This window comes from Rhodococcus sp. 27YEA6 (assembly GCF_044908235.1).
GTDB classification, from domain to species: Bacteria; Actinomycetota; Actinomycetes; order Mycobacteriales; family Mycobacteriaceae; genus Rhodococcus_F; species Rhodococcus_F qingshengii.
In genome coordinates this window covers 219791-245158 of record NZ_JBIYCY010000003.1, presented here as the reverse complement: position 1 = coordinate 245158, position 25368 = coordinate 219791, and the positions used below count along the sequence as shown (strand labels likewise).

The 25368-nt window shown below is 62.7% G+C and carries 24 protein-coding genes; 16 read left to right on the top strand and 8 right to left on the bottom strand.

Translation table 11 applies throughout. The features are described 5' to 3' along the window. The first annotated feature begins 6 nt into the window (after window positions 1–6). Window positions 7–786, top strand: coding sequence for a glucosamine-6-phosphate deaminase (gene nagB, locus ABH939_RS11395; protein ID WP_081557385.1), 780 nt, complete (start codon window positions 7–9; stop codon window positions 784–786). 9 nt (window positions 787–795) lie between these two features. Here nagB and ABH939_RS11390 read toward each other — a convergent pair whose 3' ends face one another. From ABH939_RS11390 to ABH939_RS11380, 3 genes are all read right to left on the bottom strand, one after another. Next, window positions 796–2427 carry a long-chain-fatty-acid--CoA ligase gene (locus ABH939_RS11390; protein ID WP_404649633.1) on the bottom strand — a complete coding sequence of 544 codons (1632 nt, stop codon included), beginning with the start codon at window positions 2425–2427 and terminating at the stop codon, window positions 796–798. A 61-nt stretch (window positions 2428–2488) separates the two neighbouring features. Continuing rightward, a complete protein-coding gene (locus ABH939_RS11385) occupies window positions 2489–3610 on the bottom strand; it encodes an acyl-CoA dehydrogenase family protein (RefSeq protein ID WP_047269586.1) in 1122 nt (373 codons plus the stop codon). Window positions 3611–3622: 12 nt separating this feature from the next. Beyond that, window positions 3623–4804, bottom strand: a complete 1182-nt coding sequence (locus ABH939_RS11380; RefSeq protein ID WP_003945878.1) for an acyl-CoA dehydrogenase family protein — start codon at window positions 4802–4804, stop codon at window positions 3623–3625. A gap of 265 nt (window positions 4805–5069) precedes the next feature. Here ABH939_RS11380 and ABH939_RS11375 point away from each other — a divergent pair, with 265 nt between their 5' ends. The 12 genes from ABH939_RS11375 (at window position 5070) to ABH939_RS11320 (ending at window position 17043) form a co-directional block, all read left to right on the top strand. Beyond that, complete coding sequence (locus ABH939_RS11375) at window positions 5070–5261, top strand: ferredoxin (RefSeq protein WP_007734330.1); 192 nt, start codon at window positions 5070–5072, stop codon at window positions 5259–5261. Window positions 5262–5370: 109 nt separating this feature from the next. After that, entirely contained in the window at window positions 5371–6288 is a 918-nt protein-coding gene (locus ABH939_RS11370) for a 3-oxoacyl-ACP reductase (protein ID WP_042449517.1), read from the top strand. A 502-nt stretch (window positions 6289–6790) separates the two neighbouring features. Continuing rightward, complete coding sequence (locus ABH939_RS11365; RefSeq protein ID WP_003945687.1) at window positions 6791–7555, top strand: ABC transporter permease; 765 nt, start codon at window positions 6791–6793, stop codon at window positions 7553–7555. 64 nt (window positions 7556–7619) lie between these two features. Continuing rightward, window positions 7620–8471: an ABC transporter permease gene (locus ABH939_RS11360; RefSeq protein WP_003945759.1), complete on the top strand. Its 852-nt coding sequence runs from the start codon at window positions 7620–7622 to the stop codon at window positions 8469–8471. An 11-nt stretch (window positions 8472–8482) separates the two neighbouring features. Next, the gene (locus tag ABH939_RS11355; protein WP_042449518.1) at window positions 8483–9667 is read left to right on the top strand and encodes an MCE family protein; all 1185 of its coding nucleotides are present in this window, start codon (window positions 8483–8485) and stop codon (window positions 9665–9667) included. Continuing rightward, complete coding sequence (locus tag ABH939_RS11350) at window positions 9667–10686, top strand: MCE family protein (protein WP_007734337.1); 1020 nt, start codon at window positions 9667–9669, stop codon at window positions 10684–10686. Before ABH939_RS11355 ends, ABH939_RS11350 begins: the two co-directional genes overlap by 1 nt. Continuing rightward, entirely contained in the window at window positions 10683–11741 is a 1059-nt protein-coding gene (locus ABH939_RS11345) for an MCE family protein (RefSeq protein WP_404649632.1), read from the top strand. Before ABH939_RS11350 ends, ABH939_RS11345 begins: the two co-directional genes overlap by 4 nt. After that, on the top strand, window positions 11738–13042 hold the full coding sequence (locus ABH939_RS11340; protein ID WP_007734341.1) for an MCE family protein: 1305 nt from the start codon (window positions 11738–11740) through the stop codon (window positions 13040–13042). The genes ABH939_RS11345 and ABH939_RS11340 overlap by 4 nt, the downstream gene beginning before the upstream one ends. Beyond that, window positions 13042–14289 (top strand): MCE family protein, encoded by a 1248-nt coding sequence (locus ABH939_RS11335; protein WP_020968506.1) that lies wholly within the window; start codon window positions 13042–13044, stop codon window positions 14287–14289. The genes ABH939_RS11340 and ABH939_RS11335 overlap by 1 nt, the downstream gene beginning before the upstream one ends. Further along, complete coding sequence (locus tag ABH939_RS11330; protein WP_019747002.1) at window positions 14286–15680, top strand: MCE family protein; 1395 nt, start codon at window positions 14286–14288, stop codon at window positions 15678–15680. The genes ABH939_RS11335 and ABH939_RS11330 overlap by 4 nt, the downstream gene beginning before the upstream one ends. After that, a complete protein-coding gene (locus ABH939_RS11325; protein ID WP_404649631.1) occupies window positions 15680–16498 on the top strand; it encodes a hypothetical protein in 819 nt (272 codons plus the stop codon). Before ABH939_RS11330 ends, ABH939_RS11325 begins: the two co-directional genes overlap by 1 nt. Further along, window positions 16495–17043, top strand: coding sequence for a hypothetical protein (locus tag ABH939_RS11320; RefSeq protein WP_007734345.1), 549 nt, complete (start codon window positions 16495–16497; stop codon window positions 17041–17043). Before ABH939_RS11325 ends, ABH939_RS11320 begins: the two co-directional genes overlap by 4 nt. Before the next feature lie 88 nt (window positions 17044–17131). On the opposite strand, the gene ABH939_RS11315 is transcribed toward ABH939_RS11320, so the two are convergent. After that, window positions 17132–18595, bottom strand: a complete 1464-nt coding sequence (locus ABH939_RS11315; RefSeq protein ID WP_085989962.1) for a trehalose-6-phosphate synthase — start codon at window positions 18593–18595, stop codon at window positions 17132–17134. A gap of 103 nt (window positions 18596–18698) precedes the next feature. Next, the gene (locus ABH939_RS11310) at window positions 18699–18872 is read right to left on the bottom strand and encodes a hypothetical protein (RefSeq protein WP_164490548.1); all 174 of its coding nucleotides are present in this window, start codon (window positions 18870–18872) and stop codon (window positions 18699–18701) included. A 156-nt stretch (window positions 18873–19028) separates the two neighbouring features. Between ABH939_RS11310 and ABH939_RS11305 the strand changes: the two genes are divergently transcribed. Together ABH939_RS11305 and ABH939_RS11300 are read left to right on the top strand one after the other, a co-directional pair. Beyond that, entirely contained in the window at window positions 19029–20783 is a 1755-nt protein-coding gene (locus tag ABH939_RS11305) for an ABC transporter ATP-binding protein (protein ID WP_404649630.1), read from the top strand. 23 nt (window positions 20784–20806) lie between these two features. After that, window positions 20807–22582 (top strand): ABC transporter ATP-binding protein, encoded by a 1776-nt coding sequence (locus ABH939_RS11300; RefSeq protein ID WP_042920544.1) that lies wholly within the window; start codon window positions 20807–20809, stop codon window positions 22580–22582. A 44-nt stretch (window positions 22583–22626) separates the two neighbouring features. Here the strand turns inward: ABH939_RS11300 and ABH939_RS11295 are convergent, their stop codons facing one another. Continuing rightward, window positions 22627–23562, bottom strand: a complete 936-nt coding sequence (locus ABH939_RS11295) for a methionyl-tRNA formyltransferase (RefSeq protein ID WP_007734348.1) — start codon at window positions 23560–23562, stop codon at window positions 22627–22629. Between the two features lie 110 nt (window positions 23563–23672). On the opposite strand from ABH939_RS11295, the gene ABH939_RS11290 reads away from it, so the two are divergent. Further along, a complete protein-coding gene (locus ABH939_RS11290; protein ID WP_003945829.1) occupies window positions 23673–24476 on the top strand; it encodes an alpha/beta fold hydrolase in 804 nt (267 codons plus the stop codon). 59 nt (window positions 24477–24535) lie between these two features. Here the strand turns inward: ABH939_RS11290 and ABH939_RS11285 are convergent, their stop codons facing one another. Continuing rightward, window positions 24536–24805 (bottom strand): metal-sensitive transcriptional regulator, encoded by a 270-nt coding sequence (locus tag ABH939_RS11285; protein WP_007734349.1) that lies wholly within the window; start codon window positions 24803–24805, stop codon window positions 24536–24538. 90 nt (window positions 24806–24895) lie between these two features. After that, entirely contained in the window at window positions 24896–25306 is a 411-nt protein-coding gene (locus tag ABH939_RS11280) for a DUF302 domain-containing protein (RefSeq protein ID WP_003945447.1), read from the bottom strand. Window positions 25307–25368 lie beyond the last annotated feature (62 nt).

The window sequence follows — 25368 nt, the reverse complement described above, 5'->3', positions numbered from 1 at the left end:
CAACCGATGGAAATTGTCATTGTCGACAGTGCGGAGGCGGCCGGCACCGTTGTTGCCGACATCTTCGAACACGCGGTGCATTCAGGTGCACGGACTTTGGGCCTGGCGACAGGATCTTCACCGCTCTCGGTGTACCGCGAACTCGCGCGCCGTCACCGCGAGGAAGGGTTGAGTTTTGCCGGCGTGCAGGCGTTCCTGTTGGACGAATACGTCGGCCTGCCGGAAGGCCACCCTGAGTCGTATGCCCAGGTTATCCGAACGGAGCTGGTGAATCACCTGGACCTGGACGCGGCAAGGGTATTCAGCCCCGACGGAACCGCGCCGGATCCATTTGCCGCCGCGGCAGCCTACGACCGGGCGATTGCGTCGAATGGTCCGGTGGACGTTCAACTTCTGGGCATCGGCGGCAACGGTCACATCGGTTTCAACGAACCGACGTCCTCACTGAATTCGAGGACCAGGGTCAAGACGCTGACGGAACAGACTCGAACCGACAACGCCCGATTCTTCGAGAGTCCGGGCGACGTACCACGGCACGTGATCACCCAGGGACTCGGAACTATCTGCGAAGCAAAGCATCTGGTGATGATCGCGACCGGCGAACACAAGGCCGCTGCGATTGCCGCTGCCGTCGAGGGGCCGCTGGCCGCGGTGTGCCCGGCATCGGTCCTCCAACTGCATCCACACGCGACAGTGGTGATCGACGAGGCAGCGGCATCACAGCTTCGGCTCACCGAGTTCTACAAAACGGTGTCGGCGCACAAACCGCTTGCTCAGCACTACTGAGATATCGGGCTAGACGGGCTCTCGCGTCTTCTCGAGGCTGAGTGCCATTTCGGGAGTGAGTAATTGGAAGTCGGATTCTCCACGCCGTCGGATCCACACCGGATCGGAGGTGTTCCAGCGTTCGGCGCTCTGCGTTCGAGCGACCACCTTGAACGTCGCCGTTCTCGGGAACTCACTGCACACTCGGATCAAGGTCGGCTTCTGCTTCGGCCCGAGTTCCGGCCGGGAATCGATGTATTCGGCTACGGCTGCCGGGTCGAAGTTGTCGACATCGCCGACCGGAATCACCGACGCCATGACGCGGTCGCCGACGTCGCTGTCGGGGACTGCGTACACGGACACCTGCGCGAAGCCCGGGTAACCGACCAGGGAGCGTTCGATGGGTGCGGCACCGATGTTCTCGCCGTCCACTCGCAGCCAACCGGAACTGCGTCCCGCGAAATAGACGTAACCGTCGACGTCGGTGTACGCCAGATCGCCACTCCAGTACTGGCCGTTGCGCATTCGCTCGGCGTCGGCTTCCGGGTTCTTGTAGTACCCGGCGAACGTGCCTGGGCCGGTGACATTGACCAGTTCACCAGTTGCCTCGTCGGCGTTGGTGATCCGGCCGTCGGCATCGAAGACTGCAGGCGGGCATGGCGCTCCGGTCTCGGGATCGAGGATCTTGACGCCGTCCGGGAGCAGTCCGAGGGCGCCTGGCCGGGGAACCGGTGCCGCGGAGATCGAAATGCCGCCCTCGGTGGAACCGAACCCGTCGATGACGCGAGCGTCGAAGCGCCGGACGAAGGTGGCGACGGCGGGCGCCGAACCCTCGTTGCCGTACATGATCTTCAAGGTGTTGTCCCGCTCGTTCGGCACCTCGGGGGTGGAAGCGATGAAGGACAACGGCTTTCCGACGTAGTTGGAGTACGTGATTCCGTACTTGTGAACGTCGGGTAGAAAACCCGAAGCGGAGAACTTGCGTCGCATGGCAATTCCCGCACGAGCGTGCAGCGCGACCGTCCACGCCGCCATCATCGCGTTGGAATGGAACATGGGCATCGCCATGTAGACGACGTCGTCGGCGCCGAGCCCGAAACGATCGGCAAGCATGACCCCGGGAGAGGCCAACTTGTGGTGCGTGCACCGAACCGCTTTGGGATCACCGCTGGTTCCGGAAGTGAAGATGAGCATCAACAGATCGTCGGGCTGCGCCGTCGACGCGTAGGCCGGCGTATCGGCGAAGGGCGCCAACAATTCCGCCCAGGCCGGAGAATCCACGTTGATCACCCGGACGTCGCCGAGATCGACGTCGTCGAGTAGATGTGCCTGGTTGTTCTCGGTGAAGATGACCTGGCAGTCGGAGAGCGCAATGTCTCGCGCCAATGCCGGGCCGCGCCTGGTCGTGTTCAGCCCGGCGGCGACCGAACCCGAGAACGATGCCGCTCCGAGCAGCAACGAGAACTCGGGGACGTTCTCCATCAGAAGTCCGAAATGGACGGGGCGCGTTCGATCGAGCAGCGTGTCCAGCAGCGCTGCTCGATCGAACGAGCCTTGAACGTGCTCGCGCCAGGTGATGACCTGGTCCTCGAAACGGATACCGCGGTCGTCGATCTCGCTGACTCCGAGGAGTAGATCGGAAACAGTGGGGCTCTGACTCATAGCTGCATCATCATCGATTCGTCTCGGACCAGGTCATGGATTTCCACTCGGTGGGACGCACTCAGGCAGGGACTGCGGCAAGTACCTTGCCGAGCGCGCGAAGCTGATCCGTTGCGTTGCCGAGCAGGAACTCGTGATGCTTGGCCGCGAGGAAGTAGCGGTGAACCGGATGGTCCTCGTCCAGACCGACACCGCCGTGAACGTGAACCGCAGTGTGCCCGACACGGTGTCCCGCATCTGCAGCCCAGAACTTGGCCGTCTGTACAGCGCCGTCGGAAGGAAGTCCTTCGCTCAGACGCCACGCGGCAGCCCACAGAGTCAGACGAACACCCTTGACGTCGATGTATCCGTCTGCGAGGCGCTGGGCCACGGCCTGGAAACTACCGATCGGTCGACCGAACTGCACACGCTCGGTGGCATATTCGGCGGTCAGCTTCAACGCTTGATCGAGCACTCCGTACTGGTAGGCGGTCGAACCGAGCTGAATTCGCTCGACGATCCACGCCGCGATGTCCGATCCCTGGGCAACCGAGCCGAGAACACGGTCGGCCGGAATCTGCACCGAATCGAATTCGACGAGACCCGCGCTCGAGAAATCTGTGGTCGATTGCCTGGTAATGCTCACGCCCGCGTCCGACGGTTCGACGAGGAAGACCGCGACGCCGTCCTCGGTGATGGCGGGGACGAGGAACAGATCTGCGAGCGGTGCACTGTCGACGGTGATCTTGGCTCCGTCGATGCGCCAACCTTCGGCGGTCTTCTCGGCACGCGTGACGGGGTGGGCCGGGTCGTCGTTGTATTCCTCGGCGAGGGCCGCGGTGAGTACCTTCTCGCCGGCGGCGGCAGCGCTCGCCCATTCGTCTCGCTGCTTGTCCGAGCCGAATTCCGCTATCGCTGCGGCGGACCCGACGATGGACGTCAAGAACGGAACGGCTGCAACACCGCGTCCGAGTTCGGCCAGGATGCTGCACTGCTCGAGGACCCCGAATCCGTCTCCGCCGACCGACTCCGGAAGGGCCGCACCGAGGACGCCGGCCGAGGCCAGAGCGTTCCACAAGATGGCGTCGAAGCGGTCTTCCGCGGCGTCGAGTTCACGAAGGCGATCGTTGGTGACCAGTTCGGTGACTACGGATCGTGTCAGGCCGGACAGGTCCTGCTGGGCCTCGGTAAGGGTGAATTCCATGATCGTGGGTCCTTATCGCTTCGATGCGGGAAGCCGCAGAGCTGTCATTCCGATGATGTCGCGTTGCACTTCGTTGGTACCGCCGCCGAACGTCAGGATCAGCGAAGAACGATGCATGCGTTCGATGCGGCCGCGCAGAAGAGCGCCGGGGGAGTTCTGCCTGATCGTGGCGGAGGATCCGAGGATTTCCATCAGCAAGCGGTAAGCCTCGGTGGCGAATTCGGTACCGAACACCTTGTTGGCGGACGCAGCTTCGGGGCCGGGAGCGTGATCGGTTGCGGAGGCGATTTCCCAGTTCATCAACTTCAGGTACTCGGCTTTGGCATGCACGCGAGCCAGATTGATCTGCACCCATTCCTGGTCGATCATGCGTCGGCCGTCGGGCAGCTTGGTGTTCTGTGCCCACTCGCGGACCTCACGCTGCGCGGTCAGAATCGGTCCGGCCGAGGTGAGGGCAACGCGCTCGTGGTTGAGCTGATTGGTGATCAGTGCCCAGCCGCCGTGTTCCTGACCCACGATCGACGACGCCGGGACCCGCACGTCCTGGTAGTAGGTGGCGCTGGTGTCGGGGCCGGCCATGGTGTGAACCGGTGTGTAGGAGAAGCCTTCTGCCGTGGTGGGGACGATCAGCATGCTGATTCCCTTGTGCTTCTTGGCTTCCGGATCGGTGCGGCACGCCAACCACACGTAGTCGGCGTACTGGATCAGGCTGGTCCACATCTTCTGCCCGTTGATGACGTAATCGTCACCGTCACGGACCGCCGACGTGCGCAGAGAGGCCAGGTCGGTGCCGGCCTCGGGCTCGGAGTAGCCGATCGCGAAGTGGAGCTCACCGCGAGAGATCTTGGGCAGGAAGAAGGCCTTCTGCTCGTCCGTACCGAAATGCATGATTGTCGGCGCTACCGAATTGATCGTCAGGAACGGCACCGGCGCACCGGCGATGGCGGCTTCGTCGGTGAAGATCAGCTGGTCCATCGCGGAGCGTTCCTGTCCGCCGTACTCTTTCGGCCAACCCAGGGTGAGCCAGCCGTCCTGGCCCATCTGCGCGACGACTTCGCGGTACACATTGCCTTCGCCGTACTCACCCGTCGTGGCGGCGAGCGCTTCACGCCGCTCGGGAGTCATCAGTTGTGCGAAGTAGGCACGCAACTCCTCCTGGAGCTGTTGCTGCTCAGGGGTGTAGGTGATGTGCATGGTTACCTCTCCATAGAGATACGAATCAAAGCGTCAACCATTCGATTGACACAGGTTCTATCGATGCGTACATCGGCGACAAGGGACGCTCTCGCCGTCTCCGGCGGATCGTTCGACGTCCGTTCTCGGTACTTTTTCGAATCATTGCACACGACTGAAACAGGTTCTAGTGTTATCGCCAGGAACGGTGTGCGGCACAGCCCTGCGGCACTCGTTTCGTATCCGTGTTCGCGCCAGTAGTAGTGAGTAGAGAAGAGGAATCGCCATGGAGGTCAGGGTTGATCTGGACCGTTGCGAGGCAAACGGAGTGTGCGTAGGGATCGCACCCGATATTTTCGACCTCGACGACAACGAGGAGCTCGTGATCAGTTCCGTGCGTCCGCCGGAGGATCGCTGGGAAGATGTCCGTTCCGCGATCGCTCAGTGCCCGCGTGCGGCGCTGACCGAACATCCGTGACGATGGTTGCCCAAAACAAGAACACGTTCTAAAGTTGCGAACTCGTGGGTCACGGCAATCGAGCCGGGTAACTCGACACACGACCGCAGAGAACCGGGAGAGCGCTTCGATGAATGCTGTGAACAGCCCAGAAACCAGTCTCGAAGGCAAGGTCGCCATCGTGACCGGTGCCGGATCGGGGCTCGGAAAGTTCGAGGCCATCGGTCTGGCGAAGGCCGGTGCGTCGTTGGTCGTCAACGATCTGGCCCCGAACGAGGCCGTCGAAGCAACGCTCGAGGAGATCCGCGGGCTCGGCGCCAAAGTCGAATTCGTGGCAGGCAACGTCGGTGAGCGTTCTACCGCCGACGCACTGATGGAAGCAGCGCAGGGGCAGTTCGGCAGTGTCGATATTGTCGTCAACAATGCCGGCGTCGTACGCGACCGGATGCTGTTCAACATGTCCGACGAAGACTGGGATCTGGTACTCGAAGTTCATCTTCGCGGCCATTTCCTCCTGTGCCGCAACGCCGCTGCCTACTGGCGGGCGAAATCCAAGGAAGCCGGGGCGCCGGTGTACGGGCGCATCGTCAACACTTCTTCGGAGGCGGGCCTTCTCGGACCGGAAGGGCAGCCCAACTACGGCGCTGCAAAAGCCGGAATCACGGCGCTGACGTTGTCGGCCGCACGTGGGCTCTCGCGCTACGGCGTTCGGGCCAACGCGATCTGCCCGCGGGCACGGACGTCGATGACCGAAGGTGTGTTCGGTGACGCGCCGGCCGACGGCATCGATCCGCTCTCGCCCGAGCATGTGGCATCGCTCGTCTCGTACCTGGCATCACCAGCGGCCGACGCCGTCAACGGTCAGGTATTCGTGGTGTACGGACCGATGGTTGCGCTGATGGCGGCGCCCGTCGTCGAGCAGCGGTTCGACGCCGAGGGAGATTCTTGGTCGCCGGAAACGCTGTCCGCGGTGATGGGTGACTACTTCGCAGGCCGTGACCCGGCAAAGATGTTCTCGGCATCGGCGGCCCTGCGCGCGTTGGGCTGATCGACGGCGCTGATTCTCGGGTGCGCGACACGTAGAACCGTTGTTCACACTCAGACGGTCTACGTGTCCACTTCCTGGTAGAAATAGCGTGTTCACGAGTCGGTGGGCGCGGCAGTTTGCCTGCGTTCTGTAACGAGACCAACGGTCTCGAAAAAACTGGACTGTGTTCCAATTTTGCATTCCTGCGAACGATGCGATATTCGATCGGCGTGCCCAGTCAAGGCTCTCGCATGGCTGAATTTCGAACCTGGCGCCGAAAGGCGCCGATCATTCAAAAGTATTAATTTCCAGGATATTTCGGCGAAAATCGCATCGAAAAGGGATGCTTCCCATGTCTCCGATCTTCCGGTTTCGGATCGGCGCCGTGAGGCTACTCCTTAGAGTTGGACACTTGTTTTTGACAGGTGAACACGTTCTAGTTAATATGACCTGAGTCACAAGCTGTCGGGGGCTGGACTATGAGAACAGACAGTACTGCGGCAACCAAGGACGAGGAGGGCGAATGGTAGACCTCGTCGAGGTGCCATTACGAGCGGTCGGTGGCTTCTTTCAGATGTCCGCCCAAACCTTGAGGGCAGTCTTCTCCCGCCCTTTCCAGCGGCAAGAGTTCATCGATCAGGCCTGGTTCGTGGCCCGAGTCTCGATGGTGCCGACGGTGCTGGTCGCAATCCCGTTCACTGTGCTGGTCAGCTTCACCATCAACATTCTCTTGCGCGAGATCGGTGCAGCCGACCTCAGTGGTGCCGGAGCTGCCCTCGGCACCGTCACGCAGGTCGGCCCCATCGTCACCGTGCTGATCGTCGCCGGCGCCGGCGCAACCGCCATCTGCGCGGATCTTTCGGCCCGAACCATCCGCGAAGAGATCGACGCCATGAAGGTGCTCGGGATCAATCCCATCCACCGGTTGGTCGTTCCCCGAGTGCTCGCGTCGACAGGTGTGGCGCTGCTCCTCAACGGACTGGTCTGCACCATCGGCATCCTCGGCGGTTTCGTCTTCTCCGTGTTCATCCAGGACGTGAACCCCGGCGCGTTCGTCAACGGCATCACACTGCTCACCGGATTCGGTGAGCTCATGCTCTCCATGGTCAAAGCAGGGCTGTTCGGCATGATCGCCGGCCTGGTTGCGGCCTACCTCGGACTCAACGTCAAAGGCGGCGCCAAGAGCGTCGGTGACGCGGTCAACCAGACCGTCGTGTTCGCGTTCATGGCGCTCTTCGTCGTCAACGTGCTCATCACGACCATCGGTATCAAGTTGACGGCCGGATGAGGCCCACGGCAGTCGGAGAGATCGAAGTGGACAGAACGACAAACGACAGACGGGAGGAGATCTGATGGCGTTGGCCGCAGCGGGACGCTTCCCGCGCACACGTCGACAGATCGGTTCGATCTCTCGCAGTATCGACAGCATCGGTGATCAAGCGCTGTTCTTCGCGAAGGCTCTCGGTCACGCTCCCAAGGCGCTGATGCGCTATCCACGTGAAACTCTGCGACTGATCGCCGAGATCAGCATGGGCACCGGTGCGCTCGCCGTCATCGGTGGCACCGTCGTGATCGTCGGATTCCTGACACTGTTCACCGGTGGCACCATCGCCGTTCAGGGCTACAGCTCGCTGGGCAACATCGGCGTCGAAGCACTGACGGGCTTCTTCGCCGCCTTCATCAACGTTCGCATCGCAGCGCCGGTCATCGCCGGAATCGGCCTCGCCGCGACCATCGGCGCCGGCTCCACCGCGCAGCTCGGTGCGATGCGCGTCTCCGAAGAGATCGACGCGCTGGAGACGATGGCGATCCCGTCGATTCCGTATCTGGTCAGCACCCGCGTCATGGCCGGCATGATCGCGATCATCCCGCTGTACTCACTGGCGGTGATCGCGTCGTTCGTCGCCAGCCGCTTTGCGACGGTGTTCCTCTACAACCAGTCCGGCGGCGTGTACGACCACTACTTCACGACCTTCCTGATACCCACGGACATACTGTGGTCGTTCGCCCAGGCGATAGTCATGGCGCTGGCCGTCATGCTCATCCACACCTACTACGGATTCAACGCAACCGGTGGCCCGGTCGGCGTCGGTGTCGCGGTGGGTAACGCAGTGCGCGCCTCGTTGATCGCGGTCGTCACGGTCACCCTGCTCATCTCACTCGCCATCTACGGCGGGTCCGGCAACTTCAACCTGTCGGGATAGGCGGGCAAGCGATGACCGTACCCAGATGGCACAAGAAGTTGGCCGCAGCCGGCCTGGTCCTCGGACTCGTGGCGATCGTCGCCGTTGCTCTCACCATGTTCTCGGGTGGGTTCACCAAGAGCACGCCCATCACCGTGACGTCCACGCGTGCCGGCCTCGTCATGGAACCCAATGCCAAGGTGAAGTTGCGTGGAGTGCAGGTCGGCCGCGTCGAATCGATCTCCCTCGACGGGGACCAGGCAAACCTGAAGTTGGCGATGGACCCGGGCCAGATGTCGAAGATTCCGTCGAATGCCCGGGTGGAGATCAAGACCACCACGGTGTTCGGTGCGAAGTACGTCAACATCGTGATCCCCGACGATCCGTCGACCCAGCCGATCCAGGAGGGTGCTGTCATCGCTTCGGACAGCGTCACCGTCGAGTTCAACAGTGTCTTCGAACATCTTTCGGACGTACTTGCGAAGATCGAACCGGAAAAGCTCAACGCCACACTCGGCGCGATCTCCACCGCACTCAACGGGCGCGGCGAGTCGCTGGGTGAGGTTCTCGAGCTCGGTGACACCTATCTGAAGAAGATGAATCCGGTTCTGCCGCAGCTCCAGGAAGACTTGGTCGGCGCCGCCGATGTCACCAATCTGTACGCCGACGTGGCACCGGATCTGATGCGCATTCTCGACAATGCCACCGCGACAAGCGGATCGATCGTGGCCGAGCAGGCAAACCTCGACTTGCTGTTGCTCAACGTCACCGGCCTCGCGGACACCGGCAACGCGTTGTTGACCGACAACGAGCAGAACCTGACCACCGCCCTCGACACTCTGACCGCGACGACGACCCTGCTCGACAAGTACTCGTCGGGTCTGACGTGCTTCATCGTCGGGTTGAACGACGGCCGGATCAAGTTCGAGCCACTGGCAGGCACCGGGGACAAAGCGGCGCTGATGCTGAGTGCGAGCTTCATGTACGGCGCCGAGGCGTACCAGAATCCGCAATCTCTCCCCAAGGTCGCGGCCTCCGGCGGACCCAATTGTTATGGTCTGCCCGAATTCGATCCGAAGGTCGACGGGCATGCACCGTTCGCAGTCACCAACACCGGCAACGTGCCCTTCGTTCCCAACACCGAACTGCGCGTTACCGTGCCGACCATTTTCCAGTATCTCTTCGGTGACTCCTACGAGCAGGAAGACGGGAAGTGATGAGACCGACCACGGTCAAGCTGCTGATTTTCACCGTCGTCATGGCGGTCATCTTCGCCGGACTGGCGATCGTCTTCAGTCAGGTGCGCTTCAGCAGCAGCAACGGATTTCACGCCACCTTCTCGGACGTCTCGGGACTCAAGTCCGGCGACAAGGTCCGCATCGCCGGTGTTCCGGTCGGGTCGGTCACCGGAGTGTCCATCGGTGACTCCAACCAGGCCGAGGTCGAGTTCGACGTCGACACCAAGTACTCGCTGATGAAGAGCACCAAAGCGACTGTGCGCTACGAGAACCTGGTGGGCGATCGCTACATGGAACTGCTCGAGGGCGCCGGTTCCACCGAGACGCTTCCGTCGGGAGGATCCATTCCGGTCGATCAGACGTCGCCCGCTCTCGATCTGGATCTGCTGCTCGGCGGATTCAAGCCGCTGCTTCGTTCGCTCGACCCGCAGCAGGTCAACGACCTCTCCGGGGCCCTGCTGCAGGTACTCCAGGGCCAGGGCGGAACGCTGGTTTCGTTGCTGGGAAACACCAGTTCGTTCACCAGCACGTTGGCGGACCGAGACCAGCTGATCGGGGACGTCATCACCAATCTCAACGATGTACTCGGCACCATCAACGACAAGGGCGATCAGTTCTCCACCACGATCGATCAGCTCCAGCAGTTGGTCAGTGGATTGGCGAAGGACAGTGGCCCGATCGGTAATTCGATCACCGAGATCGCCGGTGCCACGGGAGATCTCGCGTCGTTGCTGCAGGCGACACGTCCGGACATCCAGACGCTGATCGGGGAGACCAACCGAACGATGACGCAGCTGGACCTGGGCAAGGACGACATCAACACCGCTCTCGATCGTCTGCCGTCCGACTACCGGAAGCTGATCCGAGTGGGCACGTACGGAGCATTCTTCCAGTTCTATCTGTGCGCCAACACTTTCAAGTTCTCCGGACCCGACGGGACGACGATCATCTTGCCCACGGCAGTTCAGGACACGGGAAGGTGCGCAAAAGTCTCATGACCCCAACCCGTGAACGTAATCCGGTACAGATCGGTGTCATCGGTCTCGTCCTGGCGGTGGCAACCGTCGGTGCCGCGCTTCAATACGATCAACTCCAGTTCATCAACGGTGGCATTCGCTACTCGGCGTACTTCCAAGATGCCGGCGGCCTGGTCACCGGCGACGACGTGACCATGGCCGGCGTGAAGGTCGGCAAGGTCAGCGACGTCGAACTCTACGACCAGAAGGTGTTGGTCACCTTCACCGTTCAGGACGGTGTCGCCCTGGGCGAGCAGACAGCGGCTGATATCAAGACCAACACGGTTCTCGGGCGAAAGTCGTTGGCGGTACGGCCGGAAGGATCCGGACTGTTGCGGACGGACACGCCGATTCCGGTCGAACGCACCAACTCCCCGTACTCGCTCAACGACGCTCTGGGTGACCTCGGGACAACGGTGTCCGAACTCGACACGGAACAGATCAACGATTCGCTCAACGCGATCTCGGACACGCTGGCCGATACTCCGCCCGAACTGCGCACCGCGTTGGACGGAATGACGCGGCTTTCGCAGAGCATCAACTCACGCGACGAGAGCCTGCTCCAATTGCTCTCGCGGGCCGAAGATGTCACCAAGATCCTCTCCGACAGAAGCGGTCAGATCGATTCGTTGCTGGTCGACGGCAACAAGCTGTTTGCCGAACTGAGCTTGCGGCGTGACGCGATCAGCGAACTGATCGTCAACACCGGCGCAGTCTCACGTCAACTGTCAGCGCTGGTGCAGGAGAACGAGGCTCAGATGGGGCCGACCCTCGAGAAGCTGAATTCGGTCGCCGAGGTTCTCCAGCAGAACAAGGACAACATCGCGGGAGCGCTCGACGGACTCGGACCGTACATCACCGCGCTCGGTGAGACCGTGGCCAGCGGCCCGTTCTTCGACGCCTTCATCATCAACATTCTGCCGAGCAACTGGTGGAAGACCCTGGTGGACACCAGCGTCGCGCCCGAGCAGGTTCCGGGCGACCTGGAAGACTTCTTCCCCGGTATTCCACCGACGATCAGGGGGCCGGGAGAATGACCGAGACCATGACTTCACAGGATCCACAGGGCTCCACCAACCCACGCAAGAAGTGGGTGCTGATCGGAGCGGGTGTGCTGGTCGCGCTGCTTGTCGCCGGTGCGGCCTACCTATTCATCCCAGGCCTGGGCAAGACCAAGATCTCCGCGCACTTCGTCTCGACCACCGGTCTCTACGAGGGCGATGTCGTGCGAGTGCTCGGTGTCAACGTCGGCAAGGTGACCAAGATCGAACCGCGTGATCGGGACACCTACGTCGAGATGAAGATCGATTCGAGCGTCGACGTTCCGGCAGATGCCAAGGCGCTCATCGTTGCTCAAAGCCTCGTGTCCGCGCGCTTCGTGCAATTGACCCCCGTGTACTCCGGCGGGGAACAGATGCCCAACGGCGGCGAGATCCCGATCGAGCGCACCGCCGTTCCGGTGGAGTGGGACGAGATCAAGACCGAACTGACCAAACTGTCGGACGCCCTCGGACCGGAGGGTCTGGACGATCAGGGTTCCCTCGGTCGATTCATCGACACCGTGGGAACGAACCTCGACGGTAACGGTGAGTCGATTCGGTCGACGCTGCGCGAACTCTCGGCCACGATGCACACGCTGTCCGAAGGCCGGACCGATTTGTTCTCCACCATTCGGAACCTGCAGGCATTTGTCACTGCGTTGTCCTCGAGTAACGAGCAGATCGTGCAGTTCAGCGGTCACCTCGCTTCGGTGACAAGCGTTCTCGCAAGCAGCTCCGACGAGTTGGGTACCGCCCTCAGTGATCTCGACCTGGCCGTCGGCGACGTCCAGCGGTTCGTCAAGGACAACAGCGAGGGACTGAGCGAATCGGTTGCGCGTCTCGCCGATGCCACTCAGGTACTGACTGACAAGCGCCCGGAGATCGAGCAGGTTCTGCACTCCGGACCGACGTCGCTTGCCAACTTCTATCAGATCTACAAGCCGGCTCAGGGCAGTATGACCGGCGCAATTGCACTGAGTAACTTCAAGAATCCGATCCAGTGGATCTGTGGTTCCATCGAAGGTATCGAGAGTGGTAACTCCCAGAACAGTGCCGACCTGTGTAAGCAGTACCTCGGGCCGGTGCTCAGCACGATGATCGGCAACTACCCCGGATTCCTGTTCAACCCGGTCGCGGGCGTGCAGGCTTTCCCGGATCAGATCGTCTACACCGAACCGGGATTGGAAGCGGCAAGTCAGAATCAGCCGGAAACCGTCGCAGGACCGATGTCGGGTGCTCCCATGACGAGTGTTCCCAAGGATCTCGCCGAACTCTTCAACATGGGCGGAGGGAACTGATGCGGGTAGCTCGCAAGACCACGGTTGCGGTGTTGGCCACGGCAGTGGCTCTCGGCGCCAGCGGTTGTGAATGGAACGGTCTCAACTCGGTGCCGATGCCAGGCACTCAAGGCCGGGGCGAAGGCGCATACGAGGTTCAGATCGAGATGCCGAACGTGACTACGCTGTCGCAGAATTCGCCCGTCCGGGTGGATGACGTGGCAGTGGGAAGCGTTTCGAACATCGAGGTTCAAGGCTGGCACGCTCTGGTAACGGTGTCGCTGAATCCCGAGGTTCAGTTGCCGGCCAACGCGACGGCAAAAATCGGTCAGACCAGCTTGCTCGGCTCTCAGCACATCGAGTTGGCGCCGCCGGTTGGAGAAGAGCCCGAGGGCCGACTCGAAGCCGGTGACCTGATTCCGATCGAGCGAGCGGGCGCTTACCCGACGACGGAACAGACGCTGTCGTCGCTGTCGGTTGTTCTCAACGGCGGCGGTCTCGCTCAGGTTCAGGACATCACGAAGGAACTCAACGCCGCTCTCGGTGGGCGTGAAGATTCCGTTCGAGACCTCCTACCTCAGCTCGATCAGCTGGTCGGCAGTCTGGACAAGCAACGGGGCGACATCGTTTCGGCGATGGAGGGACTCGATCGACTGTCCTCGACGGTCCAGGCCCAGCACGACACCCTGAACAAAGCACTCGAAGGTATTCCGCCGGCACTCGAGGTTCTTGTCGCTCAGCGTCAGGACATCACCAACGCCTTGACCTCCCTCGGTGGTCTCAGCGAGGTGGCCAGTCGCGTCATCCAGGAGAGCGGCGACGATTTCGCGACCAACGTTCGCGCGCTGTCGCCGACTCTGAAGGCCTTGGCGGATTCGGGTAACGCTCTCACTCAGGTTCTCGGAGTCCTCTTGACGTTCCCGTTCCCACAGAACGGAATCGACAACGTCATCCGCGGTGACTACGCCAACCTGGCGATGACCATCGACATCTCGCTGCCCCGACTCGACGCGAACTTCCTCACCGGAACTCCGTTGGCCGGAACACTCTCCGGACCAGAAGGCGTGTTGGGTAAGCAGGCGGGGCTCGCCGGACAGACAGGCAACCCGTTGAGCGATCCGCTCAAGCCTGCCGCACCGCCGGCACAAGCTCCCGCCGGACAGGCTCCCGCTGCGCAGGCCCCGGCAGCGGATCCGAATACCATTCAGATTCCGGGACTTCCGCCGATCAACATTCCAGGACTTCCTCAGGGGGCACCGGCACCATGATGCTCACAAAGTTCGTCCGTATCCAGCTCACCATCTTCGCCGTCTTGACGGTTGTCGGTTTGATCGTGATGGCCACTCAGTACGTGCGTGTTCCCGCTATGGTCGGTATCGGCCGATACGACGTCACCGTCGAATTGCCCGCCACCGGTGGGCTGTACAAGAACTCGAACGTCACCTACCGCGGTCAGACCATCGGCGTCGTGAACGCGGTGGAGTTGTCGGAAACGGGCGTGAATGCGCGTCTGTCTCTCGAGAGCGGCGTCAAGGTGCCCTCGGACGTCGACGCTGCGGTCAAGAGTGTGTCGGCGATCGGCGAGCAGTTCGTCGATCTGATTCCGCACACCGACAGCTCCGGAGCGATCGTGGTCGACGGGCATCTGGAGAACGGATCGGTGATTCCCGAAGACCGAACCAGCATTCCCCAGGATGTCGGCGCGATGCTCGATCAGGCAGATCTGTTGCTGCAGAGCATTTCCGACACCAAGCTCAAGACCGTCATCGACGAATCCTTCAAGGCGTTCAACGGTGCCGGCCCGGATCTGCAGAAGCTGATCGACTCGGCTCGGCTGTTCGTCGAGGAGGCGAACAACAACTCCGACGCGACCAAGACCCTGATCGAGCAGGCCGGTCCACTCCTGGACACTCAGGTGGTCAGCAGCGATGCCATCCGTTCCTGGACAAGCAATCTGGTGACGTTCACCGATCAGCTCCGAGCCAGCGACCCTGATCTGCGTGCCGTCATCCAGAAGGGGCCGGCGGCAGCGGCGGAGGCGAATGCTCTTCTGCAAGACATGCAGCCGACATTGCCGATTCTTCTGGCGAACCTCGTGTCCGTCGGACAGGTCGGCGTGATCTACAACAACGCGATCGAGCAGATTCTGGTCATCTACCCGCCGCTGGCCGCAGCGCTGGTCACGGTGGCAGGATCCGGCCCGGCTGCGGATGGTGCACTGGTGGACTTCCACATGGAGGTCAACGACCCGCCGCCGTGCACTACAGGATTCCTGCCCGCAGAGCAGTGGCGCAGTCCGAAGGACGAATCACCGATCGAGACGCCGTCGGATCTCTTCTGTCAGGTTGCCCAGGATTCGCCGATCGCCGTGCGCGGCGCGAGAAACCTTCCCTGCGAGGAGTATCCGGGACGTCGTGCGCCGACGGTCGAACAGTGCCGTTCCGGCTACGTACCGATGGGCACGAACCCGCAATCCGGGCCTCCGGAACCGATTACCGCGACCCCGAGCTCGTACACGTCGACGCCTTCGGTCTCGGCTCGTCGGTACGATCCGATTACAGGCACGTACATCGGGCCGGACGGAAGGACGTACTCGCAACCGAACCTCGGTGGCGGCGACGTCAGTCTCGAACAGTTCATGAAGGGTCAGCAGGGTTGATGACAGACGAAGATCCACAGGCCGGGCAGCGGGTGCGCCGTCGCGCGTCCCGCAGCGCCGGACCCACGGGTGCGGATGCAGACGCTGCCGCGGTAGTAGTGCCCACCGAAAAGAAGTCGGCCGAACAGAAGCCAGCCGAGCAGAAGGCGGCCGAGCAGAAGCCGGCCGAGCAGAAGCCAGCTGAGCAGAAGGCGGCGGCGCCAGTTGCTTTGGGCAAGCCCGATACTCCACCTGAGAAGGTCGTCAGCGGTGATCAGGTCACGACCGAGGCTGAGCCGACCGGTACCGCCGAAACCCCCGCAGAAACTGCTGTGGACACCCCTGTTCGTTCGAAGCCCAAGGCCGGGTTGGTAGTCGGGATCGCCATTGCTTCGGTGATCGCCATCGCTCTCGCAGCCCTGACGGTGTTTCTTCTCGTCGACCGGAACAAGGCGTCCAATGCCGACGAGGACCGAGCCCGCTACGTGGCCGGCGCCCGGACCACCGCACTGAATCTGACGACACTGCACGCGGATACAGCGGCTGCCGACCTCGACAAGTTCCTCGCCGGCACCACCGACGAGTTCAAGTCGCAGTTCGACGGACGCAAGGATTCGTTTGTCAACGTCCTCGGGCAGGCCGGAGTTCAAACCGACGGCGAGGTGCTCGAGGCCGGGTTCGAGAAATCCGACGGCAATTGCGGGACTTCATTGGTCGCGGTGCGCGCGATGCAGAAGAACGGCGACGAAGCGCCCGCCGAACGCAACTACCGACTCCGAATCACCATGTGCGACGTCGACGGGCAGTTGCTTGCCTCGAATGTGGAGTTTGTGCCATGACCCCAGAAGTGAACCCCGAGACGTCCAAGCAAGTTTCGCCGAAGCCGAAGCGCGCCTCACCGCTCGCCATCATCCTGTGCGTCATCAGTGCAGTGGCCATCGCGTTGGCGGCAGTGTCGGCGTATCTCTACTTCGGTCCGGACGGAACGCGTGACACCGCAGCGATCGATCAGACCAGAGACGAAGTGGCACAGGCCTCTTCCGATCAGGCGGTTGCGATGTTCCAGTACGACTACAACAACGTCGATCAGCAGTTGCACGCGGCCACAGACGGTTTGACGGGCGATTTCCAGGGCACGTTCACCAACCTGATCGAATCGGTGATCATTCCGGGAGCCAAGGAAAAGTCGCTGACCGTTCAGGTAGTCGTCCAGGGCGCCGCGGTTCTCGACGCGGAGGCGGACAGCGCGACGACGATGCTGTTCCTCAATCAGATCACGACGTCTTCGGAATCGCCCGAAGCCGTTGCCAGTGGCAGTCGCGTGAAGATGAGTCTGGAGAAGCAGGACGGGCGTTGGCTCGTGAACAACGTCCAACCCTTCTGATCAAACACACGAAGGCTGGAGTCGGGTACGAAAGAGGCTGGGGCCGCGGAGATTCACTCTCCGCGGCCTCAGCCTTTGTGCACTGTCCTCAGTGGTCTTGTGCTTCGGCCGGGGCGATCAGCGCCGGGCCTGCGGCACCGCCGTGTGCGAGCGCGTCGAGGAACGAGCGCGCCCAGCGGTCGACGTCGTGCGTCAGGACCTGACGACGTAGCGCACGCATGTGGCGCCGGCCGTCCTCGCGCGGTTGATTGAGGGCCTTCTCCATCGAATCCTTGACGTCGTCGAGGTCGTGAGGATTGCACAGGAATGCCTGGCGGAGTTCTGCTGCGGCACCGGTGAATTCGCTGAGCAGCAATGCACCACCCAGATCACTGCGGCAGGCGACGTATTCCTTCGCGACGAGGTTCATGCCGTCACGCAGCGGCGTGACGAGCATGAGATCGGCGGCGACGAAGAACGCGACCAGTTCGTCGCGTGGGATCGGCCGATGGATGTAATGGACGACGGGGCGGCCGACTTCGCTGAACTCGCCGTTGATCCGGGAGACCTTCTGCTCGATGTCTCCGCGCATCTGTACGTAGCTTTCGACGCGTTCGCGGCTCGGGGTCGCCAACTGCACCATGACGGTGTCGGCGGGATCGATGCGCTTCTCCATGAGAAGTTCGTGGAGCGCAGCGAGCCTGACGTCGATGCCTTTGGTGTAGTCGAGGCGGTCGACGCCCAGCATGATGTGCTTGGGGTTTCCGAGTTCTTTGCGAATCTGCTTGGCGCGGTCTCGAATTGCCTTGGTGCGCGAGAGCTCGTCGAGCTTGCCGGAGTCGATGGAGATAGGGAAGGCGCCGACGCGGACGCTACGGAAACCTACTTGCACCACACCGAGTTTGGAGCGGACGCCGACGGTTCCACGTGAAGTCTGTTGCCCGGCAAGGCGTCTGGCCAGGTACAGGAAGTTCTGTGCGCCACCCGGAAGGTGGAAGCCGATGAGGTCGGCGCCGAGGAGGCCTTCGACGATCTCGGTGCGCCACGGCATCTGCATGAACAGCTCGACCGGGGGAAACGGAATGTGCAGGAAGAAGCCGATGGTCAGGTCGGGGCGCAGCATCCGCAGCATCTTCGGTACCAACTGCAGCTGGTAGTCCTGGATCCAGACTGTCGCGCCCTGTGCCGCTGCCTTGGAGGTGGCTTCGGCGAATCGCCGGTTCACCTCGACGTAGGCGTTCCACCATTCGCGGTGGTACTCGGGTTTGACGATGACGTCGTGATAGAGCGGCCAGAGGGTGGCGTTGGAGAATCCCTCGTAGTACTCGTTGATCTCCTCGGCGCTCAGCGGCACGGGGTAGAGCTCGAGTCCGTCTTCGACGATGGGGTCGAGCTCGGCGTCCGCCACCCCCGCCCAGCCCACCCACGCGCCCTGATTGCTGCGCAGGATCGGCTCGAGAGCGGTGACCAGTCCGCCGGGGCTTCGCTTCCAGCGGGTGGTGCCGTCGGGAAGCCGTTCCAAGTCGACGGGCAGGCGGTTCGCTACGACAACGAACTCAGCCTGCCCGGACACGGCTTCACCGGTCGAAGAAGCAGGTGCGCTGTCAGAAAGGGTTGAACTGGTCGAATCCGGACTGACAGGCACGTGGTTCCTTCTCGGTCGGTGAGGGAAAGATTCAGTCGAGCTTGGCGGCGGGGGAGATACCGAGCATCGAGAGCAGCATCCTGCACTCGTCGGCATCTTCCGCGTAGGCAGCGACGACGCGCTGTGCCTGACGAGCGGTTTCGTCCGCTACGGGCTCGAGGTCCTCGTCCGCGATCTCGGTTTCGACGGTCGTGTTCTCAGCCATCATGTTCCTCTCGTGCTTGCCTGCACGGCGCAAGCAATGGTTCTTACTCGCGACTCTATGAGAACTGGGCGTGTCGACGCTAGTTGCTCATGTATTAGGGTCGACTTACTTATCTCTGTACTCAACTTTATCGCTTCCATCGATGCTTGGAGTTCCATGAGTTCGACCCCCTCGAGTGTGACCGTCGACTCGGACGAGCCGGATAGTGGCAATCACAGCGGTGCTGCGATTTTGCGACGTGTCCTCGTCCGTAACCGTGGCCCGCTCGCCATCGGCACGGTTCTGGTCTGTCTGCACCAACTGACCGAGACGGCGGTGCCGATCTCCATCGGTGTGATCATCGACCGTGCGGTGGAGACTTCGGACACCACGGCCCTGATCGTCTCCATCGTCGGTCTCGCGGCTCTGTTTCTCGTTCTGACGGCCGCCTGGCGCTTCGGCGCACGCTTCATCGTCACCGCGATGCAGCAGGAGGCTCATCGCCTCCGGCTCGAGGTGGCGCACCGCGTCCTCGATCCGCGTGGGGTGCGCACCGATCTGCGTTCGGGTGAATTGCTGACAGTCTCGACATCCGATGCCGAGCAGACTTCGTGGATCGCGGACATCGTCCCGCGCGCCGCTGCGGCCCTGACAGCTGCGGTGGCGTCGGCGGTGGCGTTGGTGTGGATCGACCTCTGGCTGGGGCTGGCCGTTCTGATCGGAACGCCGGTCATTCTCGGTCTGCTGCAATTGGCGGCGCCTCTCATCACGTCGAGGGCCACCGGCCAGCAGGCGTCGATCGCTCGGGCGTCGGCGATGGCTACGGATCTGGTCAGCGGATTGCGTCCGCTGCGCGGTGTCGGCGGCGAGAAGACCGCGTCGGCGCGCTACCGCACGGTCAGCCGTCAAGCGCTCGCATCGACGATCGGCACGGCCAAGGCGACCGGTATCTACACCGGCGTTGCCGCGACCGTCAGTGCGTTGCTCGCGGTCGGTGTTGCGGGCTTCGCGGGATACTTCGCGTTGCAGGGCCGGATCACGGTCGGTGAACTGATCACCGTGGTGGGGCTTGCGCAGTTCATCATCGAACCGCTCGGCTTGCTTGCGTCCATTCCCGGATACTTCGCGGTGGCGCGGGCGTCGTCGGATCGACTGGCACTGGTCTTGGACGCGGAGCCACTGCGTGGCGCGGGTTCGCAGACCGAACTCGAAGGCACCGACCTGACTCTCGACGGAGTCGAGTACAAATCGCTCAAGGGCATCGATCTGCATCTGCCTGCCGGAGAACTGCTGGGCGTCGTGGCTTACCAGCCGCAGGACGCCGACGCCCTTGTCGCGGTCCTGTCCGGTCAGCTGGCGCAGGACGCGTATCGCGGAGTGGTGAGGGTTGGCGGAATCAGCCTGTCCGACATGGACTTGCGATTGGCACGTCGGACGGTGTTGGTGGAGCCGCACATCACCGATCTGTTTTCCGGGTCGCTTGCGTCGAACGTCACCGCGGGCGCCGGTGATGCCGCTGCTCTCGACATCCAGAGTGCTCTGGTGGCGTCGGCAGCGGCGGATGTCGTCGACGCACATCCGGACGGTCTCGACCTCGAAGTGACCGATCGGGGCGCCAGTTTGTCGGGAGGCCAGCGGCAACGCGTCGCCCTCGCGCGCGCCTTGGTGGCACAGCCACCCGTGATGGTCCTGCACGATCCGACGACGGCGGTGGACGCGGTGACCGAGGCATCGATCGCCGAAGGAATCGCAGAACTGCGGCACGAGGGTGCCAGTGGCATCCACACGACGGTATTGATCACCAGCAGCCCCGCCTTGCTGGCCGTGACGGATCGGGTGATCGTGTTGAACGACGGAGTGATCGCCTCGACGGGCACACATTCCGAACTCTCTCGCGGCGACGCGAACTACCGAGGAGCGGTGCTGCGGTGACGGCCACGGACACGACAACCGAAATGCCGGCCGGGGAGAACGCAGAGAAGGTGACAGAGCGCGAGTTGTTGCCGATCGCGAGTGGTCGCCAGACCTGGAAGTGGTTGCGGGCGGCGCTGACCGAACACCGGATGCAGAGCCTGCTGGTCCTGATCGTCGCGGCTTCGGCGTCGGCGATGGCCTTGGTGCCGATTTACGTCTTCGGCGTCCTGGTCGACCGGGTCCGGGACAACGCGCCCACGTCGACGATCGTCGGGGTGGTCGTGATCATCGCCGCTGCCGCAATCGTGGGCGGTGTGTTCACCGGTGTGGCTGCCTATCTGATCAAGCGGCTCGGTGAGACGATCCTGGCGGATCTGCGAGAGCGGACCGTGGACCGGGCACTGCGACTGCCGATCCAGACCGTCGAGAAGGTCGGTAAGGGCGATCTGCTCTCGCGTGTCGGCGACGACGTGTCGGTGATCGCCAAGGCCGTGTCCGACGTGGTTCCCGGCATGATCGCGGCGGTTCTGCTCGTGGCTCTGAGCATGGTGACCATGCTCGGACTCGACTGGCGACTCGGTCTGGCCGGAATGGTCGCGCTGCCGATGTACGCGCTGGCGCTCAAGTGGTACCTGCCACGCTCGGCTCCTGTTTACGCTGCCGAGCGGGTAGCGATGGGCGCTCGTTCACAAGCGCTGATCAGCAGTCTCCAGGGTGCGAAGACGGTCCGCGCGTACAGCCTCGAGAAGGAACACCTCGGGCAGATCGATGCGGCGTCGGCAAAAGCGCGCGATCTGGCAGTCGGAGTGTTCGGCCTGTTCACGAGGTTCGCCGGTCGAGGTAACCGCGCCGAATTCGTGGGCCTGTCCATGATTCTCGTCGTCGGATTCCTGCTGGTCCGTGAGGACGTCGTGACAGTCGGCCAGACGACGACTGCTGCCCTGCTGTTCCACCGCCTGTTCAACCCGATCGGCTCGCTGCTCTACACCTTCGACGAAGTGCAGTCGGCCGGCGCCAGCCTCGCGCGACTGGTCGGCGTCGTCGAGATCGAGGAAACGGAGCCTTCGACGGATGCAGGTTCCGTTCCGGCCGACGGTTCGCTGCGTCTGGATGACATTCGGCACAGCTACGACGGTGGTCATGAGGTTCTCCACGGAGTGAGCCTCACACTGCGAGCGGGGGAGCGCGTGGCGCTCGTCGGTTCGACCGGAGCCGGAAAGACGACGCTCGCGGCGATCGCTGCCGGTTCGATCACTCCGACGTCGGGCCGGGTGTCGATCGGCGGTGTCCCGCTTGCCGACCTCGACGACCTACGACGCCACATCGCGATCGTGAGTCAGGAGGTCCATGTCTTTGCCGGACCCCTGATCGAGGATCTGAGATTGGCGGCTCCCGAATCCTCGGACGAGGACGTTGCCGCGGCACTGCGGACGGTCGGCGCGTACGAGTGGGTGGAGGCTCTCGACGAGGGAATGCTGACCGTCGTCGGCGAAGGCGGACACGAGATGACAGCGGCGCAGGCGCAGCAGTTGGCTTTGGCGAGACTGGTGTTGGCCGATCCCGCCGTCGCCGTACTGGACGAGGCAACAGCGGAGGCGGGCAGCGCCGGAGCGCGGGAACTGGAAGCGACTGCCGACGCCGCTACGGAGGGCCGCACCACTCTGGTTGTCGCACACCGGCTTACGCAGGCTGCGGGCGCCGACCGAGTGATCGTGCTCGAACACGGACAGATCGTAGAAGAAGGCCCGCACCGCGAACTGGTGTCCGCGGGCGGGCGTTACGCACAACTGTGGGCGGCCTGGGAAGGTCGCGACTGAGGGGTTTGTACTGGGTTTTGTACTGAGGGGGTCTGATCCGGCGATCAGGTGAGGTACCCGCCGCCGTGGGGGAAGAACTCGGCGGCGGTGTACTCGCTGCCGTCGTCGAGTCGGACGCGCTCGATCCGCAGTCCCTTGTTCTTGCCCGACCACGCGTCGGGGCCCGCGACGATCACCATGCCGTCGTCTTCCTGGATGAACACTCGGCCGGGGGTTCCGCCGTAGTGCCCGCGTGAGACGGACGCCTTCAGGATGCGGATGCGCTGGCCCTTGAACTCGGCGAAAGCGTTGGGGTACGGATCGGACTGTGCCCGGACGAAACGCTCGATGACCTCGGCGGGCCAGGACCAGTCGACGTGGCTGTCCTGCGGTGCGCGCTTGTGGAAGAACGTGGCCTGCGATCGGTCCTGCGGCGTCCAGTCGGTACGGCCGGACGCGATCAGATCCAGGGCGTCGAGTGTGATGGGGCCGATCATGTCGATCGTGCGGTGGAACAGATCGGTGACGGTGTCGGTCGGGCCGACCGTCGTCGAACGCTGCAGCACGATGTCGCCCGCATCGAGTTCCTCGTCCATCAGGTGCGCCGTGAGCCCGACTTCTTCCTCGCCGTTGATCAGAGCCCAGATGAGCGGGGAGAATCCCGTGTACTTGGGCAGCAGCGAATCGTGGATGTTGAGGGTGCCGTACTTCGGTGCGTCGAAGACCTCCGCCGGCAACCAGGTACGCCAGTTGTTGGCGACGATGATGTCGGGAGCTGCTTCGGCCAGCGCGGCTTTGAATGCGTCGTCAGGCTTGTTCGCCACGTGAACGGGTACACCGTTCTCGGCCGCCAGATCTGCAACCGAGTCCGCCCACATCTGTTCGTAGACGTGTTCGCTCTTCGGGTGTGTGATTGCCAGCACGACCTCGTGATCGGAGTCGATCAAGGCCTGCAGGGTACGGTGGCCCCAGGTTTGGTATCCGAGCGTAGCGACTCTCAACGGGGGTCCTCCTGGACGAGCATGGGCTGGGGTTGCGGTCACACGACCGCCCATCAGCTTAGGCTATCCAACCAAAATTGTTGATCACACGTACGAGGAGGAAGGCTGACATGACGGTCGCCACAATCAACGGAATCCCCATCAATTACCAGGTCAAGGGTGATGGAGATCTGGTGGTGCTCATCATGGGGACCGGCAGCCCCGGCCGCGTCTGGGATCTGCACCAGACCCCGGCGCTGGTGGCCGCCGGCTACCGAGTCTGCACCTTCGACAACCGCGGAATCGCACCGTCCGGCGAGAGCCTCGGCGGCATCACGATGCCCGACATGGTCGCAGACACCGCCGGACTGATCGAGCACCTCGGTGGCGGCCCGGCCCATGTCATCGGCACCTCGATGGGCGCCCGGGTGGCGCAGGAACTGACGCTCGCCAGGCCCGATCTGGTTCGCAAAGCAGTGTTCCTCGCCGGCCACGCCCGGATGGATCATTTCCAGCAGGTCCTGACCGAGGGCGAGCGCCAGTTGTTCGACAGTGGCGTCGCTCTGCCGGCCAAGTACCGTGCCGCAGTGACCGCGGTGATGAACCTTTCGCCGGCCACGCTGGCAGACGATCACTCGGCGCGCGACTGGATGGATATCTTCGAGTTCACCGGCGGCGCAACGTCACCGGGTGTTCGCGCACAGCTCGGTATGGACCGCGCCTTCGATCGACGGGGTGCGTACAAGTCGATCATGCGCCCGTGCCTGTCCGTCGCTTTCGCCGACGACCGCATGATCCCGCCCTACCTCTCCCGCGAGGTGGCGGACTGCATCGCGACGGCGTCGTACGAAGAGATTCCCGATGCCGGGCACTACGGCTACCTCGAGCGTCCGGAGGCCGTGAACAAGGTGCTGATCGACTTCCTGGCGAAGTAGTTTTCCGCACGCGAGAAAGGGCCTGACCTGCTAACTGCAGGTCAGGCCCTTCTCATGTTTCAGGCCAGTGCCAGGAACAGCTTCTCGAGTTCGGCCTCGGTCATCGGTTCCTGACCTTCCGCGCTGTCACCGCTCAGGCATTCACGCAGCCCGGAAGCGACGATCTTGAACCCTGCTCGGTCCAGCGCCTTGGACACGGCGGCGAGTTGCGTGACGACGTCCTTGCAGTCGCGGCCGTTCTCGATCATCGAGATGACCCCGGCAAGTTGGCCGTGGGCACGACGCAGTCTGTTCAATACGAGCGCAATGCTCTCTTCGTCGCCGGTCATGGTGGCCCCTTCTCGAGTGTTCGTGCTGCGGTCAAGGGTACCCCTGGGGGCATGTCACTGCTTGATTCAGTGTTTGATCCGACTGCGGTGTCAGATCAGCGAGTCGACGGCCGCGCGCAACTTGACGGCTGCGTCGGCTGCCACGGACTCGAGGCCGGGTTCGCCGGAAACCTGAACCATGAGAGCAGGGTTCATCGCTTCGACGAAGAACGAATTCTCGGTAGTCGTATCTTCGCGGACGACGACGTTGCACGGCAGCAGGAGGCCGATCTGACGATCCACCGAAACTGCCCGATGGGCCAACGGCGGGTTACAGGCACCCAGGATCAGGTACTTTTCCATGTCCTCGTCCAGCTTCGCCTTGAGTGTTGCCTGCATGTCGATCTCGGTCAGGATGCCGAAGCCCTGCTCGGCGAGAGCGCCACGTGTGCGGGTGACGACGTCGTCGAAGGTTCCGGTGACCTTGGTTGCGATCGCTATCGGTTCTGTGGGTGTTGTCATTGCGCACTCCTCGTCGTGGGCTGTCACTGTCGCCGGCTTTGATTTCTCTTGTCCCCATCATA